Genomic DNA, 16493 nt, shown 5'->3' with positions numbered 1-16493 from the left:
ATCAGTACCCAAAGAACCTTGGGAGCCACAACGCTATTTCAGGCACAAACGCGATGATGAAGATCGCCACAGTGTTGATGAAGGCAAACGGTAGAGCCGCCACTGAAATGCGTTCGATCGAGATATTGGAAATACCTGACGCGATAAACAGGTTCTCACCCAAAGGCGGCGTCTGGAAACCGATGCCCAGCGTACAGACCATGACAACACCAAAGTGAATCGGATCGATCCCCATACTGTAGGCCACTGGTAGCATCACCGGAACCAGGATCAGAATGGTTGCCAGTGTCTCCATGAACATGCCGACGAACAGCAGGAACAGGATCACCAACGTCCAGATGATGTAGATGTTGTCGGTGATCGACAGCATCCCGTCTGCAATGATGGCAGGGATCTGATTTTCAACCAGCAAGCGGCCAAACACCGTCGCCGTGAACATGATCAGCAGCACGCGGCCGGTCAGCCAGGTTGTCGTCTCCAGCGAGGTGAAAAGCTTTTCCCAGGTCAGTTCACGATAAATGAACGCACCCACGATCAGCGTGTAGAAGATGGCTACGATCGCAGCTTCAGTCGGAGTGAAGAAACCCGAATAGATGCCGCCCAGAATGACCAGCGGAGCCATAAGCGCCCAAAAACCCCGATACAATTCGCACCAGATATGGCGGGCAGACCAACCTTCCGTGGTACCTTTGTAGCCGTGCTTTCGGGCCAAAATATAGTTCATGATCAGTAGGCTACCGGCAATCAGGAAAGCCGGGAGAAAGCCCGCGATAAACAGTTTCGGGATCGACACAGTTTGGAAAGTGCCATGTTCAGCCACCGCCTCGGGTGGGGGCGGCATGCCGAGGGCCGCGATGCCGAAGATGATCAGCGGAATCGATGGCGGGATCACGATGCCCAAACCACCGGATGAGGCCGTGATAGCCGACGCATAGTCTCGGCTGTAGTTACGCTGGATCATCGCAGGGATCATCAGCATGCCCACCGCCGCTGTTGTCGCAGGACCTGAGCCTGAGATTGCACCGAAGAACAGACAGGCAAAGACCGCTGCGGCAGACATGCCACCAGTGAACGGGCCAGCAAAACTTTCGGCTACGTTGATCAGCCTGCGGGACAGTCCCGACGCCTCCATCAATGCACCAGCCAGAATGAACGCGGGTAGCGCCATCAGCGGGAATGAGCCCACCGAAGTAAAGGCAATCTGCACGAACTTGATTGGGTTTTCATCCAGTACAAGGAAGGTAACCAGCGTAGAAACGCCCAACGCAACTGTAATCGGCGCGCCGATGAACAGCAGCAGAAGAAACCCGCCGAACAGGATATAGATGATTTCGGTGCCCATTACTTGCCCCCTTCTTCACCGAGCTCAGCGCGGACCTCGTCCAGATCAACCTTGTCCGGATCTTTTAGATCTTCGCCGAGAATGATTTTTTTGTAGTTCACCTGAATGATGCGAACGGTCATCAGGGCAAACGCGATGGGCAGAACGATGTAAACCCAACTAAGGTGAAACCCTAGCGTCTGTGACGACTGAAACTTGTTCATCCGGTTGAAGATGAAGTCCAGCGCCAGATAGACGAAATACAGGTTGAAGCAGATCCAGAACAGATCGGCGAACGCTTCGATATATTTGATCGCACGGTCCGGCAGGAATTTGAACTGAAACGTCACCCGGTTGTGGGCGCCCATCTTGGCCGCATAGCTCGCACCGAAAAACACGAACCAGACGAACATGTAGATAGACAGTTCTTCCACCCAGGAAAACGAGAAATTGAACACTGTTCGGACGACAACCTGTAGGAACAACAAGCAGACAAACGTCGCAAGCAGAAAGCGGCATAGGTAGCTTTCTATGTTGTTGAGTATCCCTAAAAAGGTTTTCATATGCCCCTCCCTAGAAGTGAGAGAGCGCCACTCGGGCGCTCTCTTGTTTTTGTTTTATTTATTCGGAAACCGGGTCGCGACCGATTGCAGCCAGAACGGCGTTCAGCTTTTCAACGCCGCCGATGCTTTCATAGAACTTCGGCCAAACAGCTGTGGTTGCCAGCTCGATGAACTCGGCCTCGTCGTTTTCAGGAACGTGGATTTCCATGCCCTTTTCGACCAGCAGTTCTTTGATCTCGGCTTCCTTGTCACGCAGGAACTGAGCCGAGGCTTTGGTGGCGTATTCACCGGCTTCCAGAATCATGGCCTGATCTTCAGCCGACAGACCCTGGAACACCTGCTCGGACACGATCAGAGGCTCGATCGAGAAGATATAGCGGATCTCGGTGACGTAGTCCTGAACTTCGTAGAACTTCATCGCGTTGATGGTGGTGTAGGGGTTGTCCTGACCGTCCACAACTTTGGTCTGCAGACCGGCAAAAGTTTCCGACCATGCCATCGGGGTCGGGCTGATGCCCCACGCCTTGTAGGTGTCGATCATGATCTCGTTCTTGGGAACGCGGATGACCAGACCCTCAAGGTCAGCAACCGACTTCACAGGTTTCTTCGAGTTCGTCAGAACGCGGAAGCCTGTGTAGGTCCATGCGATGATGCGAACGCCAGCGTCGTTGATGGTGTTCTCGGTCAGTTCCTGGCCAATCGGACCTTGGGTCAGCGTTTCCGCGTCTTCCAGGCTGAGAATCACGTAAGGCAGCGTGAATACGCCAACCGTTGGCGAGAACGGAGTGACGTTGTTGATCGCCAGCAGCGACATATCCAACGTGCCGATTGCTGCTTCGTTGACGGTGTCCTGCTCTGAGCCGAGCTGACCATTCAGGAACAGTGTCGCGGTGTGCTTGCCGCCTGACAGCTCTTCAAGTTTCTCCTTGAATGCAAGGCCTGTTGCTTCCTGGCTGGAACCGCCGCTGTCACCGACAGCGATCTTAAAGTTCTTGGCGCTTGCCGGTGCGGCCAATGCCAATGCGCCGAGCGACGCAACCGCCGCAAATGTTTTGATACTTTTGAGCAGAGTCATAAAACCTCCTCCTGTTCGTTGGTTTTGGAAAGTGTTCCGACATGAACAATTGCCCACCAGACCCACTTCGCACGAACACTAGGTTGTTTGGGTTGTGCAATTAATATAAAGTAGTCGAAGTAAAGGTGCAGAAAAATACACGTAAAAAATGCCGCAGAAAAAAGCAATCACCAACATCTCTGACGTCGATATAAGGCTCCTTCAGGTCTTCCGTACGGTCGTTTCGTGTGGTGGCTTTACAGCCGCAGAGTTTGAACTCAACATCAGCCGATCAACAATCAGCAAGCATATTGCCGATCTTGAAACGCGGCTGGGCACAAAACTTTGCCACCGCGGCGCGGCAGGCTTTTCTCTGACATCGGACGGCAAACATGTGCTTGAAGCGTCGAACGAATTGTTCTTGGCCATAGACAAATTTCAGAACGGATTAGGTGATGTTCGGTCGGAATTGACCGGTAAATTAAGGATAGCACTATTTGATCATTCCACTTCAAATGAGGAATCCAACCTCGATGAAGCGATCAAACGATTCATCGACAAAGCGCCCGGCGTGACACTGGACATATCCATGGAACCGCCGAACATTATCGAAGAAGGCGTGATTAATGGGCGCTTCAACCTCGGTATCGTACCCTTGCACCGACAGTCACCGATGCTGTCTTACTCAGAACTTTATGTCGAAAGAATGCGGTTGTTCTGCGGTCGGGACCACGATTTGTTTCAGTCTGCGTCTGACGACGTCCCTCTAAGTAAACTTCGGCGGTACAATTATGTCGGACTTAGCTTCAACTCACCCAACATGGCTGTTCACCAAAAGTTGATGCTCAGGAAATCCGCATTTGTACAAAACGAAGAGTCTTTGATGCTTTTGATTCTATCCGGCCGGTACTTGGGATTCGTGCCAACGCATAAAGCCCGCACTTTGGTTAAAGAGGGGCACCTCAAACAGATCAATTGCCCTGAAGCCGAGTTTTCTTCGACCATGGCTGCGATTGTAAGGAAGAGCGCATCAAAAGGTCGTCGTACGAACTTGTTTTTGGATGTTCTGCGTTCGTCTCACGGCTGACAGAAGTGTTTTGTCGACGCACTCAGGTTTGTTTTCAGCTCTGGAATATCGAAGCGTAGCGATCCCTTGGTGCGCTTCTCGCTTTGTGAAGCAGGCAATCGTTTTCTGTACTGCGTGAGACCGGGCAACGTAAGCCTTTGCGTTTCGTTAAGATAATGCCGCTGAACTGCACTGCCTGTGAGCGAGATGCTTTCCGTCGGATTTCGAGAAGATGGCCACAGAAAGCTGGAAGAAGTAACGCGGTTCAGTGCACGTTTTTCAAAAGCACGGATAACGCCGCAACGCGGGCCTCAATGTCGCCTAAACCTAAGTACTTTGCTGATCAGCCGAGTAAGTAGCAAACTTTCGCCTTTGCTGGGCCGGTGTGTCCCCGCATTGATTAGCTGTTGCGTTTTAGGAAGTCTGCGAGCAGGTCCGAGATTTTTTCAGGTTGATCTTCCATTGCGAAGTGACCGCAGTCTTCGAGAACATGCAGTTCCGAGCCTGGGATTGCTTCGTTCAGTTTGTGGGCCCATGCAACCACTTGCCATGCGTCATCGGCACCCCAGATCAGCTGCACGGGGCGTTCACCCAGTTCGGCGTAACGTGGCGCCACTTCATCCGTGTGCTTGGGGTCATAATGCATGACCTGATGCTGGAAAAAGCTGCCCTGACCAACCGGGCCGCAAATGAAATCCAGGTAGGTTTCCATCGAGGTTTCGGCCAGACGGTCTTTGTTCTGCACAGTGGAATAGAGCCACTCGCGGAAGTGTTCGCGGTGCTCGGCGTCCGGTGCCTTGATCAGTTTTTCAAGACCCGCCTGCATTTGTTCATGGGTGCGCTTTGACGGCCAGCTGTCGTAGCTTACGACGTCAATCATGGTCAGCGTACTTACACGCTCGGGCGAGAAGATACCGAAACGCTGCGCGACACCGCCACCGATGTCGTGGGCGACGACATGCAGGCTGTCGATGCCCCAGATGTCCAGAAGACCTTCCAGGATCGGCACCTGACCGGTGACTGAAGTGTCAGTCGCCGGATCGCGCGGGCGCTCTGACAGGCCATAGCCCAACAGGTCGAAGACATGCACCTTGTAACCGGCATCGACCAGCGTGGGCAGGACATTGCGCCAGATGTAGGACGACGACGGCGTGCCGTGGATGAGCACAACGGGCTCTCCTTCGCCATGCACGCCATGGGCGATACGATTGCCGTTGATGATAGCGTATTGATTCACGAGATGAGTCATTAGGAACTCCCAGAATTGACTTTCCAAGAAAGTACTTCCGAGGTAACATATGAAGCAAATGAATGTTTGTCATGATATGATAAAAATCTAGAATGAGTGAACTGATGACCGAGAGACTTGATATTGATGGTTTGCGTGCCCTCTTGGCGATCTCAACTCATGGCGGCGTAACGCGTGCAGCCGAACACCTTGCGCTTTCACAGCCCGCTGTCAGCCATAAAATCAAACGGTTAGAGAAAGCACTGGACTGCAACCTCTTGGCTCGACGTGCTGGAGCACCGCAGTTCACAGAAGACGGGCAAAGGCTTCTGGAATACGCGAAACGCATGATAGACATTCATGACGAAGCCTTGGCCGCGTTAGGTAAAAAAGTGCTGTCTGGGATGATAAAACTGGGCATGACGGAAGATACGACAAGCAGTGGCTTGGCCCGAATCCTAGGTCGTTTTACCCGTTTATATCCCGAAATAAGCGTCCGAACTAAAATAAGTCAAAGCTTGATTCTGGCAGAACAGCTTGAAGCAGGCGAGATCGACATCGCCGTCATGCAGATTTTCAAGCGCGACGCAAAGCCAAGCGATCTTGTAATCTATGAAGACAGTTTGCACTGGATAAAATCGCACGACTTTCCTTTGGAAACATCCTCTCAAGTTCCCTATCTGGCCTTTGACAATCAGTGTTTTTACAAGCAGTGGGTCAAAACCGAAGGAACCGAGTCAGGACATTCGTTTGAGACCGTCCTAGAGTGCCCAAGCGCAGCAGGCGTGTTGTCTGCAGCGCGTTCTGGCCTAGGAGTCGCAGTAATCAACGGTCTGCATCTGACGCGCGATGTTGATGTTATTGAAGGCGAATTCCCTGAACCCCCGCCCATAGTCTACATCGCACGCACCCGCCCCAAAGAAAGAAACGACGCTGTACGCGCCCTAGTTCAGGAAATCTCTCGTGAAGTCAGAAATGCAATCCCACTACGCGTTGCTTGATGAAACCGCCCTGACGACGATCGAGGCACAGGCCGCGCAGATTCTGGATGAGGTTGGGGTCGAGCTTCAGGGTGATCCTCAAAGCCTGGACGCAATGGCCTCTGTTGGCGCCCGGATTGAAGGCGAAAGAGTGCGCGCAGATGCGGATGTTCTGCGCCAATTGATTAGTCAGGCTCCTTCATCGTTTGTCTGGCGCGGAAAAACAGATGAAGCGTCGGTACGGGTGGGTGGCGGCGAGCCCGTATTTGTTCCCTTCTACGGCCCGCCCAACGTGCGTAACCATGACGGGGACCTAGCCCTGGGCCAGCTGGAAGACTACAGGCAGATCGTGCGCCTTTGCGATCAGTCCAGAATTCTGGACAGCACCGGCTTTCAGCTTTGCATCGCCCATCGTGGTGAAGAACTGATGCCTTACACTGAGTTAGCGCAAGCTCATCTGGAGCTGTCCGACAAACCCATGATGGGCACCGTCGTCTCTGAAGAAGCCTTGCGTGATGTCGCAAACCTGGCGGGTCACCAGGACGGTTGCCGGTTGCTCCACCTGATCAACCTCACGCCACCACTAGTCTATCAACCGAATCCGCTGCGCTGTCTGCGCGCCTCATCTGAACTGGGCCAGGCAAGTTTGGTTGCCTCCTACATGATGATGGGGGCGACAGCGCCAGTAACAGTTGCCGGAGCGCTGGCGCAAGGGTTGGCCGAAATTATGGTGGGTCTGTCGCTGACGCAAATCTATCGCGCCGGTTGCCCGGTGGTTGGCGGGCTCTTTGCCACGCCATTTTCCATGCAGTTCATGGGCCCGGTTTTTGGCACACCCGAGTCCCAGCTGGCGCAAATCGCCGGTTGCCAACTGGTGAAACGACTGGGCATCCCCTGTCGCGGAGATGGCTTGGTGACGTCGTCCAAGCTGAACGACGCCCAGGCCGGATATGAAGGCGCCGGTGCTGTCAGCGCTTCACTGTTAGGGGGGGCCGACCTCATACTCCATTCCGCAGGCTGGCTCGAATTTGGGCGCACCATCGGAATGGAAAAGCTCGTGTCAGACGAGGCACTCATAGCCACGAACCCCTATCTCAGGAAAATACCTGCGTCACGAAAAGCCAACATGACGGAAATTCCAGTTTCCACTGAAAGATGTCATGTCAGTTCCCGCCTTTGACCCGAAAAAGACGCGGTGGGCCAACTGTCTTTGCCCCCTAGAGTTGGGCCACTACTTTTGCCGAGAAGCCGTACCAAAGACGCCATGAACACAAGAATTGTGGGCCATCTGCGGCTGCCAAGGTACGACAGATGCCCAAAGATCATCTTGCCTGCAATCGCTCTCGCAGCCCTTGGAACCTATTGGTTTAAGCCCAACAGATCAAAAGCGGGCCGGAATTTCTGGCAAACTTTTCAGGGGGTTTGAGAAGAGCAGTACTCAGGCGTCGATCAAACGCGCAAAACGTGAACTGAGCAATGCGCGTGCCGAACCACCAGAGACGCAGTAGAACCCAAAAAGAACTCTTTTGCACCAGGAAGATGTGAGGCAATTACGATGCAGTCTGCCCCGTGCGTGTTTGCGTATTCAACAATGGTACGCCCAGCTGATTGGCCTTCAAGTAAAACTGGTGTCACACCTTTCTCATCTTTGGTTCGCGCAATCAGCTTTTCTTTCGCTTCTTGGCGGGATTTTTTCACAGTCTCTTCGTCGAGGTATAGAAGTATCGAACTATTTGGCGGCTCATGAACATGGGCGGCAGTTATCATTCCGCCATCGGAAACCAGAGCACGCGCGGCGTTCAAAGCCTGAGCACTGATGCCATGCTCGAGGGACAAAGCGACAAGGATGTTGTTATACATTGAGTACTCCAATTGTGGTTTATTGCCGAGCTTATTCGTGGATTGCAAAAGCTGGTATCTCTCATCTTGCTGTCGCCGTCACGGGAACACAAAAAAGGACGTACGAGCTCGGTGTTTTGTTTCTTTTTTACTAGCGCTCAATGACCCGAGGCACACCGAACCGCAGCTTCGTCAAAGAACGTTTTGAAGTTTCCGCAAGCGTTCAAATCCTCATCAGATCTACTTACGCCATCAATTTCTCCCTCCTTAATTCCACTTATAGAATAGATGGATAGATCCGGGACATTGTGCTGTATTTAGCCTGATAACGAGCGATAATTTCGTGGCTCAATTCTAAACTAAGCTAATGATTTGCTTGGTCCTCTGGATAGCTTAAGGCCCCACGATCAGTCCTGAATTGCAATCGCTTGATTGATGCCTGCAAGTCTTGGTGAACAGCGCGATTGAAGATGAGCGACACCTCAAAAGACAATGACGAACTAAACTTCAAAGAGTTTGTGGGGAAGCTAGCAAGGCGAGACATGATAGTAGTTTGGGTAATTGCCGGCTCAGTTTGGGTTGCTTGCCTTGGATATGGGTGGTCGGTAGGCAGAATTAGATGACCCTGAGGAACCTAAAGAGACAATGGGCAAGCGACCGTGGCAAGGTTCACGACACGCGGATTGTTCGACGCTAGTAAATTGGCCAGAAGCGATTGGCCAACTAACTTCTGGAACCCTTTTGAACTACGATCCCTCCAAGCGTTATTAGACCGATCGCAACGAACACCGCCCAACCGGCCGAACCGAGACCAAGCAACAGCATCAGTACTGTCGAAAAAACCGGCGCTGAGTAGCCCATTATGCCAAGCAAAGCTACATGCCCGTGGCGCATACCCAAGTCCCATAAGAAAAAGGCACCACCAGCAGGACCAAGGCCAAGAGCAAGAATGACCCATGGGTCCAGAGGTTGAAAGTCTGGCCAAGTTGCCCCATTAGCCACCCACCACAAGCCGCATATGAGGGCAGCTATTGCGCAGATGGTTGTCATAGCAGTTATGGAATCACCGGTTTCTCCGCGCCGGAGGTTCGAATAAAGTGCCCAGAGAATGGCGCCTACAAAAGCCAAAGCGTATCCCAAAATATCGCTCCATTTCAGCGCAAACCCGTCTTGCCCAATCAAGATCAGAACGCCTGCAAAGCCGATTGCAGCACCTAGATAACCAGCCCATCCGCTTTTAAGATCAAAAAAAGCATTTCCCAGAATGATCAAACAGGCTGGCCACAAGTAGTTAATTAACGAAACTGGGTTCGGCGCAGCATGATGAAACGCTTCCAAATAGACTAAATGATAGGCCGCAATTAGGATTGCAAACATCCAGATACGGCGTGAGCCTGCAGATTCTGGTGATTTCTGGCTCGCCCAACATAGGCACAGCCCAAGTGCAGCCGCTATTCCGAAACAAAACGTTAACACCAGGTATGGGGGCAAATTCGACGAAAGTGCCCCCAATGCCCCCAACGTTCCCCAGGAAAGAACTGCCAAAACGCCGAGAAACGTGTGACGGCGAGATATCAAAAAACCTCGCTCCCGATGACTGCGTCATGTGAAGGTTGCAAAAGGATGGTTTCACCCTTTTCGTTGGGCACGCCCATGATCAGTATTTCGGACTTAAACCCTGCGATGTTGCGTGGCGGCATGTTGACCACACACACGACACGGCGCCCGGTCAGCTCTTCTTCCGAGTAGTTTTTGATCTGAGCGCTGGACCATCTTTGACCCAGTTCCCCAAAGTCTACGCAAACCTTGTAAGAGGGATTGCGCGCACGAGGAAAATCTTTGACCTCGACAATCTCGCCAAGCCTCATTTCGACTTTGACGAAGTCGTCATAAACAATCTCATCTTTTTGCATTTTTTTGATCCTTACTGTAGCGCCGCGAGGATAGCAGCCGCTGAACCCGCGGTGTCGGCGGTACCCCCAAGATCACGTGTTTTGGTTTCGGCACTTTCAAGTGACACCTCAATGGCGCGCTCGATTTCTGCCGCAGCCTCGCGCTCGCCAAGATGTTCTAGCATCATCGCACCAGTCCACACGGCAGCGACTGGGTTGGCGATGCCCTTCCCGGCAATGTCTGGGGCCGAACCGTGGACGGGCTCAAACATTGAGGGAAACTTGCCCTCAGGGTTTATATTTGCCGAAGGGGCAATTCCGATCGATCCAGCGACAGCCGGGCCGAGATCCGAAAGAATGTCACCGAAAAGGTTCGAAGCAACAACGACGTCGAACCAGTCAGGGTGCAGAACGAAGTGGGCCGTCATGATATCGATATGGAATTGTGAGGTTTCGATACCCGGATGCCGTTCTGAAGCTGCGGCAAAGCGTTCGTCCCAGAACGGCATAGTGTGAATGATGCCATTCGATTTGGTCGCCGATGCAACTTGCTTGCGAGGGCGCGTCTTCGCCAAATCAAATGCGTAATCCATGATCCGGTCCGTGCCGCGGCGTGTCAGGATGCTTTCCTGGATCGCTGCTTCATGTTCGGTTCCCTGGTATACGCGCCCGCCGATCTCAGAGTATTCGCCTTCAACGTTCTCGCGAACTACGATGAAGTCAATATCCTCTGCCCCCCGACCTGCAAGCGGAGAGGTGATCCCTTTCAAAAGCCGCACTGGACGCACATTGGCGTATTGATCCAGCTCTCTGCGCAATGGGATCAGCAGACCCCAGAGAGAGACGTGATCGGGAACTCCCGGATACCCGACCGCGCCCAGATAGATGCTATCGAACGATTTGATCTGTTCGATGCCATCTTCTGGCATCATGCGCCCGGTCTCGTGATAACGTTCACAGGACCAGTCGAATTCAGTCCATTCCACGTTAAAGCCAAACTTGCTTGCAACCGCGTCTACGGCGCGCTGTCCGATCGGCAACACTTCTTTGCCGATTCCATCTCCAGGAATGGCGGCAAGGCGGTACGTTTTTGTCATTTCAACCTTTCCTCACGCGATGCCGCCGATATGCAGTGTTTTGACCTCAAGGTATTCATCGATGCCGTGATGCGCGCCCTCGCGCCCAAGACCGCTTTCCTTGATGCCCCCGAAAGGCGCAACTTCGGTTGCGAACCCACCAACATTGATACCGATCATTCCGGTTTCCAGCTCTTCGCTGACCCGGAATGTACGCGTCAGATCATTCGTGTAGAAATAGGCGGCAAGGCCGTAAGGCGTGGCATTGGCTGCTGCAAGAGCCTCGTCTTCCGTATCGAATTTGAACAACGGTGCTACCGGACCAAAGGTTTCTTCGTCGGCTACAAGCATATCTGTCGTAACTCCGGTCACAACGGCCGGGTTTATGAAACGTGTGCTCGCGTCCGCCTGATCACCCCCAACGATGATTTTGCCCCCTTTGGATGTGGCATCATCCAAGTGAGATTTGATTTTCGCAATCGCTGCTTCATTGATCATCGGGCCGATGTCGACACCATCTTCGAAACCGTCACCCAGTTTCATGTTACCGACAACTGCCGCGAGCTTTTCAGCAAACGCATCGTAAACACCGGCTTGGACAAAGATCCGGTTTGCACAAACGCAGGTCTGACCCCCATTACGGAATTTCGACGCCATGACACCTTCGACGGCAAGATCCAGATCGGCATCGTCAAAGATGATAAAGGGTGCGTTGCCGCCAAGCTCCAGGCTCAAACGCTTCATCGTTCCAGCGCATTGCTCCATCAGCAGTTTGCCAACCCGAGTTGACCCGGTGAATGACAGTTTGCGGACATCAGAGCTGCCGGTCAAAGCCCCGCCTACTCCAACAGGATCACCTGTGACGATATTCACCGCGCCGGCAGGGAAGCCCGCGCGTTCAGCGAGAACACCCAATGCTAGAGCTGTGAACGGAGTAAACTCTGATGGCTTGATCACAACAGGGCAACCTGCAGCCAGAGCCGGAGCAATCTTCCGAGTGATCATCGCGGCTGGAAAATTCCAGGGCGTGATGATGGCACAAACGCCAACCGGTTGTTTTTGAACGATTATGCGTCGATCTTGGACCGGGCTTGGGATGGTTTCGCCGTAAACGCGCTTCCCTTCTTCTGCAAACCACTTCACGAATGACGCGGCATAAGCAATCTCACCCTTTGCTTCGGCATAGGGTTTGCCCTGCTCCAAGGTCATAAGCGTCGCCAAGTCGTCCTGAGCTTCCATGATCAGCTCGAACCATTTCTCCAAGAGAGATCCGCGATGAGCTGCGGTGGTCTTGCGAAACGTTGCAAAGCAGGCTTCAGCACCTGATATAGCACGCTCTGTTTCCGTTGATCCACAATTTGGGACTGTTCCGATTGCAGAAAGCGTCGAAGGGTTATCCACCTCAATTGTCTTTCCGTCGTCGGCGTTAACCCACTCACCCGCGATCAAGTTTTGTTCACGGAACAGGGATTTGTCTGTCAGTTTCATTTTCGTGTTCCTTTCTGGGCACATCGGCACGACGCTAGAGCCGAACCAGACTCCTCCCGTCCATGCTAGCCAAAGTATTGATCTATCGGCGTTCGTGTCAGTTCCGCTCTACAAGGTCGCGTATGGGCAGAGCCTGGCGGCTGGTAACTGGCTTGATCGCAATGTAGGAAAAGTACTTGTCGATCCCGAGGTTTCGGTCCAAGAGCTCTTCCATAATCTCCTGGTATTGCGAGACCCCTCGAGCAACAAACTTTACCAAATAGTCGTAACCACCACTCAGCAAATGACACTCCATCACGTTCGGGTGTTTTCGAATTTCCACTTCGAACTTGGTAAAGTCCTTTGTGCGATGGTCGGATAGCGTGACCTCAGTAAAAACCACCACATGTTCTGCAAGTTTTTTGAGATTGATCACAGCCCGATAACCTTCAACGTATCCCGCTTTTTCAAGTCGTTTGACACGTTGAAGGCATGGGCTGGGTGACAGGCCAACTGCATCGGCGAGGGCAACGTTGGTTATATTGCCTTGCTCCTGCAGCGTAGACAGAATGTTTATATCGATCCGGTCAAGCTTTGCATTGCCTGTCATGATGTCGTCTCCTGAGCGTTCTACTCAGCCAATTCTGCTTGATGGGCCTTGGCCATGTCGATCATGCTGTTGAACTGGAAGTCGTACTTTGGCATTTCACCGGGGTGCATGGTTGCGCCAAAGCCTTTCTTGTCATGCCGACGATAGATCCAGCAATTCGCCAACCCAAATTTGTTTGCGGGGGCGTGATCATGGAACATGCTTTCTGCGGTATGCAGAATTTCATGCTTTTGAATGCCCTGACGAGCCAGCATTTCGATCATGTAGTCAAAGTTCCGATCAAAAGGTTTGTAGCTCCCTACGTCCTCTGCTGTATAAACACCGTCAAAATGCACGCCAAGACGGGTGTTTGCTGCGGCAAAGGTCGTATTGTCCGTGTTGGTCAGAACAACCAGTTTGTAGTGCTTTTTGAGATACTGCAGCGCTTCGACAGTGTCGTCAAACGCTTTCCAGTGACGCGCATGTTCGCCATACGCAACGCACTGCTCCCAAGTTACCTCAACGCCCCACTCTTCGGCCAAACGGCGATAAACGGTTGGCAGCAATTCGTGATACTTCTTCGCGGGTGTGTACCGTTGCGAAGTGCTCTCGTAGAATGCATGAGCCTCAAGGATTTCGTCGCGCGTCAGGTCCCGGCTCACCCGATCAGTGAGTGTTTTCAGGCCATCGATCATGCCGCCTTCCCAATCGAGAAGCGTTCCATACACATCGAATGTCAGGGCTTTGTAATCGCTAAGTTTCATCGGTTTATCCTTCCATATCCGATACTGCATCCAGAGTTGCGCGAAGCCGGTCAACCAAAAGGTCTACTTCGCTCTCGGTTATGCAAATAGGTGGTGCCAGGCCAATGACATCGTCCGCAAACGCACGGAAAATGATGCCATTCTCGTAACCTGCAGCAGCCAGTCGCGCTGCAATGTTCATGTCCTTTGTCGGCTTTGTCTTATTCGCTTTGTCCGTGACGATTTCGACGGCAGCCAACAGCCCTTTTGCCCGAACATCACCAACGATTGGATGATCCAGCAGGGTTTTCAACTGCTCTTCGAAATACTTGCCAACTTTTTTCGAGTTCTCGATCATCCCGTTTTCGTACAGTTTGATCACTTCGAGCGCGACAACCGCACTAACCGGGTGCCCGGAATATGTGAAGCCATGCCCGAAAGGCACCCCCGCAGGCGCCGCATCTGCAATGGTTTGGTAAATCTTGTCCGAAACGAACACAGCCCCCATAGGCGCATAACCCGATGTCAGACCTTTGGCGGTGGTCATGAAATCAGGTGTCAAACCCTCGTGCTCACAGCCGAACATGGGGCCAGTGCGTCCAAAACCTGTGATGACCTCATCGACAATGAACAATATGCCAAGTTCACGACAGGTGTCCTGCATCGCCTTTGCGTAACCCTCGGGCGGGACAATAACTCCCCCCGAACCCTGGACCAATTCCATGATGAACGCGGCAACATTTTCTGCTCCGAGTTCGTTCACCTTTGCCTTCAAGTTGGCGACGCCCTGAGCGATGATTTCTTCGTCAGTCTTCGCTTCGTTGCGATAAGGGTAAGGAGACGGGATGTGATGCTGCCACTGTGCCGGCAAATCAAATTTGTCATGGAACACCGGCAGTGCAGTCAGTCCTGCACCATTCGAGCTGGACCCGTGATAGCCTTTCTCAAGTGCAATAAACTGCTTCTTGGATGATTCACCCTTGGCGTTGAAATAGTAGCGCACCATACGAATGACGGTGTCGACTGAATCCGAGCCGCCGAGCGTGAAGAAGATGTGATCCAGATCACCAGGGGAAAGCTCTGCCAGTTTGGCGGCTAGTTCGATCGCTGGCTCGCTTCCAAAATGGAAATAGCCAGTCGCGTAAGGCAAGCGGCGCATTTGTTCAGCAGCGGCGTCCACGACAGCGTCATGGCCGTACCCTGCGTTGACACACCACAATCCGGCGAAGCCGTCCAACAGCTCATTGCCTTCGATGTCGGTCAGGAAAACACCCTTCCCCGACTGCATGATTGTCACACCACGCTCTTCATGAGCGCGAATGGGGATCACTGGATGGAAATAATGGGCGCGATCTTTTTCAATTAGGGAGTTCGACAGCATTGGAATCGGTTCCTTGATTGGCTTTGCTCTATCTTAGTGAATTTGATCAGCCAGAAAGTGCGTTGCGAAACAAAGTTCGGCACAATCTGCCGAACTTTACCCGCCCCCCAGCATTTCGTGCCTCTGCTACTTGCTTGGAATCTTGGGGATAAGTATAGAATGTGCTCTGCTTCGCCAGTCGCGCAGCATTTTCTGGAAGTATTTTGAATCTTTGCGCCACTGGCTCTGAAAGGCCATTCCGCGAATAAGGCACATGAATTCATTAATCAGGTCTTGCCGAGTGCCAGAATCGCACCCAAAAGCCGCCAGTTCAACATGCCATACGTCGTTTAGTGCATCATTGAATCTTTGTGATTCTTCAGACACATACCGTAACTCTTCTGCATCAACTCTGGCTTCCGAGATATAATCCATCGAAATCTGAAACACGCCGGTCTGGTAGCGCTCCCAGATGAACTCGGTAAGCGCCCGCAAGCGATCTGTTTCAGGTTCAAGGTTTCGAGCAAATTCGCGTACCAAATCAGCTTCATGTTTCAAAACATCGGCGTATGTCGCCTGAATAAGCGCACGTCTTGTCGGGAAATGGTGCAGCATCGCACCCCTAGAGACTTGAGCTTGGCGTGCAATGTCTTGCGTTGACGTATGTGAAAGGCCTCGCTGCGCAATCAACTGCCGGGCGGCCTCAAGCACTTTGGTTTTTGTTTTGGCCGATCTTTCCGCCTGTGTCCGTCGAGGTTTGATAGATTGATCCATAACTCATAATCACCCCAAAGCTGCAGGAAGCCAAAGCGCTATTTGAGGAAACACGACCATCAACAGAGCAGCCAAGCCCATTAGAAGAAAGAACGGAGTCGCATAGGCCGCTACGCGATGGATAGGTTCTCCTGATATACTCTGAATTACGAACAAGTTGAATCCAACAGGCGGTGTCATTAGCCCCAGTTCGATCATGATAACAAGGAAAATCCCAAACCATATCGGGTCAAACCCTGCAGCAAACACGATCGGCAGAGTAATTGGAAGGCTCATCACGATAATAGATATTCCATCCAGAAAAAACCCAAGCACAACATAAAACAGCGCCAGTAGAGCTATTAAGACGAACGGAGACAGGTTTAGTGCCTCGATAGCCAACGCAATATTGCGCGGGATGTGCATGTAGCCAATCGACGAAGACAAAAATGCTGCACACATCAAAATGGCGCACACCATACAGGACGTCTTGAGCGCGTTCGTCATTGTCTAGCCCCCGTGTTCTGGGCCATTTCGGACTAGAGTTTCGGGGACTGGTGGG

At 52.4% G+C, this 16493-nt stretch carries 17 protein-coding genes; 3 read left to right on the top strand and 14 right to left on the bottom strand.

Going from position 1 to position 16493, the window contains the following annotated elements:
- Nucleotide 1: 1 nt before the first annotated feature.
- From GOV91_RS12510 to GOV91_RS12500, 3 genes are read right to left on the bottom strand one after another with little or no spacing between them, the layout of a single operon-like run.
- Complete coding sequence (locus GOV91_RS12510) at nucleotides 2-1342, bottom strand: TRAP transporter large permease (protein WP_171176513.1); 1341 nt, start codon at nucleotides 1340-1342, stop codon at nucleotides 2-4.
- On the bottom strand, nucleotides 1342-1884 hold the full coding sequence (locus tag GOV91_RS12505; protein ID WP_171176511.1) for a TRAP transporter small permease: 543 nt from the start codon (nucleotides 1882-1884) through the stop codon (nucleotides 1342-1344). Before GOV91_RS12505 ends, GOV91_RS12510 begins: the two co-directional genes overlap by 1 nt.
- 58 nt (nucleotides 1885-1942) lie before the next feature.
- A complete protein-coding gene (locus tag GOV91_RS12500; protein WP_171235756.1) occupies nucleotides 1943-2959 on the bottom strand; it encodes a TRAP transporter substrate-binding protein in 1017 nt (338 codons plus the stop codon).
- A 148-nt stretch (nucleotides 2960-3107) separates the two neighbouring features.
- Between GOV91_RS12500 and GOV91_RS12495 the strand changes: the two genes are divergently transcribed.
- The gene (locus GOV91_RS12495) at nucleotides 3108-4025 is read left to right on the top strand and encodes a LysR family transcriptional regulator (protein ID WP_171235755.1); all 918 of its coding nucleotides are present in this window, start codon (nucleotides 3108-3110) and stop codon (nucleotides 4023-4025) included.
- A 379-nt stretch (nucleotides 4026-4404) separates the two neighbouring features.
- Here GOV91_RS12495 and GOV91_RS12490 read toward each other — a convergent pair whose 3' ends face one another.
- A complete protein-coding gene (locus tag GOV91_RS12490) occupies nucleotides 4405-5253 on the bottom strand; it encodes an alpha/beta fold hydrolase (RefSeq protein ID WP_171235754.1) in 849 nt (282 codons plus the stop codon).
- A gap of 104 nt (nucleotides 5254-5357) precedes the next feature.
- On the opposite strand from GOV91_RS12490, the gene GOV91_RS12485 reads away from it, so the two are divergent.
- Nucleotides 5358-6233, top strand: a complete 876-nt coding sequence (locus tag GOV91_RS12485) for a LysR family transcriptional regulator (protein WP_217352029.1) — start codon at nucleotides 5358-5360, stop codon at nucleotides 6231-6233.
- Nucleotides 6196-7392 carry a trimethylamine methyltransferase family protein gene (locus GOV91_RS12480; RefSeq protein ID WP_171235752.1) on the top strand — a complete coding sequence of 399 codons (1197 nt, stop codon included), beginning with the start codon at nucleotides 6196-6198 and terminating at the stop codon, nucleotides 7390-7392. The genes GOV91_RS12485 and GOV91_RS12480 overlap by 38 nt, the downstream gene beginning before the upstream one ends.
- A 269-nt stretch (nucleotides 7393-7661) precedes the next feature.
- Here GOV91_RS12480 and GOV91_RS12475 read toward each other — a convergent pair whose 3' ends face one another.
- The 10 genes from GOV91_RS12475 to GOV91_RS12430 all read right to left on the bottom strand — a co-directional run bounded on the left by GOV91_RS12475 (nucleotide 7662) and on the right by GOV91_RS12430 (nucleotide 16438).
- Entirely contained in the window at nucleotides 7662-8120 is a 459-nt protein-coding gene (locus tag GOV91_RS12475) for a universal stress protein (RefSeq protein WP_371732316.1), read from the bottom strand.
- Between the two features lie 654 nt (nucleotides 8121-8774).
- Nucleotides 8775-9596: a DMT family transporter gene (locus GOV91_RS12470; protein WP_256369236.1), complete on the bottom strand. Its 822-nt coding sequence runs from the start codon at nucleotides 9594-9596 to the stop codon at nucleotides 8775-8777.
- Between the two features lie 29 nt (nucleotides 9597-9625).
- Nucleotides 9626-9964 carry a tRNA-binding protein gene (locus GOV91_RS12465; protein ID WP_171235751.1) on the bottom strand — a complete coding sequence of 113 codons (339 nt, stop codon included), beginning with the start codon at nucleotides 9962-9964 and terminating at the stop codon, nucleotides 9626-9628.
- A gap of 11 nt (nucleotides 9965-9975) precedes the next feature.
- Nucleotides 9976-11040: a tartrate dehydrogenase gene (locus GOV91_RS12460; protein WP_171235750.1), complete on the bottom strand. Its 1065-nt coding sequence runs from the start codon at nucleotides 11038-11040 to the stop codon at nucleotides 9976-9978.
- A 12-nt stretch (nucleotides 11041-11052) separates the two neighbouring features.
- The gene (locus tag GOV91_RS12455) at nucleotides 11053-12507 is read right to left on the bottom strand and encodes an NAD-dependent succinate-semialdehyde dehydrogenase (protein WP_171235749.1); all 1455 of its coding nucleotides are present in this window, start codon (nucleotides 12505-12507) and stop codon (nucleotides 11053-11055) included.
- A gap of 97 nt (nucleotides 12508-12604) precedes the next feature.
- Nucleotides 12605-13096 carry an Lrp/AsnC family transcriptional regulator gene (locus tag GOV91_RS12450; RefSeq protein WP_171235748.1) on the bottom strand — a complete coding sequence of 164 codons (492 nt, stop codon included), beginning with the start codon at nucleotides 13094-13096 and terminating at the stop codon, nucleotides 12605-12607.
- A 20-nt stretch (nucleotides 13097-13116) separates the two neighbouring features.
- On the bottom strand, nucleotides 13117-13839 hold the full coding sequence (locus GOV91_RS12445) for a haloacid dehalogenase type II (protein WP_171235747.1): 723 nt from the start codon (nucleotides 13837-13839) through the stop codon (nucleotides 13117-13119).
- A 4-nt stretch (nucleotides 13840-13843) separates the two neighbouring features.
- Entirely contained in the window at nucleotides 13844-15199 is a 1356-nt protein-coding gene (locus GOV91_RS12440; protein ID WP_171235746.1) for an aminotransferase class III-fold pyridoxal phosphate-dependent enzyme, read from the bottom strand.
- A gap of 126 nt (nucleotides 15200-15325) precedes the next feature.
- Nucleotides 15326-15952, bottom strand: coding sequence for a TetR/AcrR family transcriptional regulator (locus tag GOV91_RS12435; RefSeq protein ID WP_171235745.1), 627 nt, complete (start codon nucleotides 15950-15952; stop codon nucleotides 15326-15328).
- Nucleotides 15953-15961: 9 nt separating this feature from the next.
- Nucleotides 15962-16438: a TRAP transporter large permease subunit gene (locus GOV91_RS12430; RefSeq protein WP_254440662.1), complete on the bottom strand. Its 477-nt coding sequence runs from the start codon at nucleotides 16436-16438 to the stop codon at nucleotides 15962-15964.
- Nucleotides 16439-16493: the final 55 nt, after the last annotated feature.

The sequence above is a fragment of the Ruegeria sp. HKCCA6837 genome (assembly GCF_013034475.1).
Lineage (GTDB): Bacteria > Pseudomonadota > Alphaproteobacteria > Rhodobacterales > Rhodobacteraceae > Ruegeria.
This window is presented reverse-complemented; position numbering and strand designations above follow the sequence as displayed.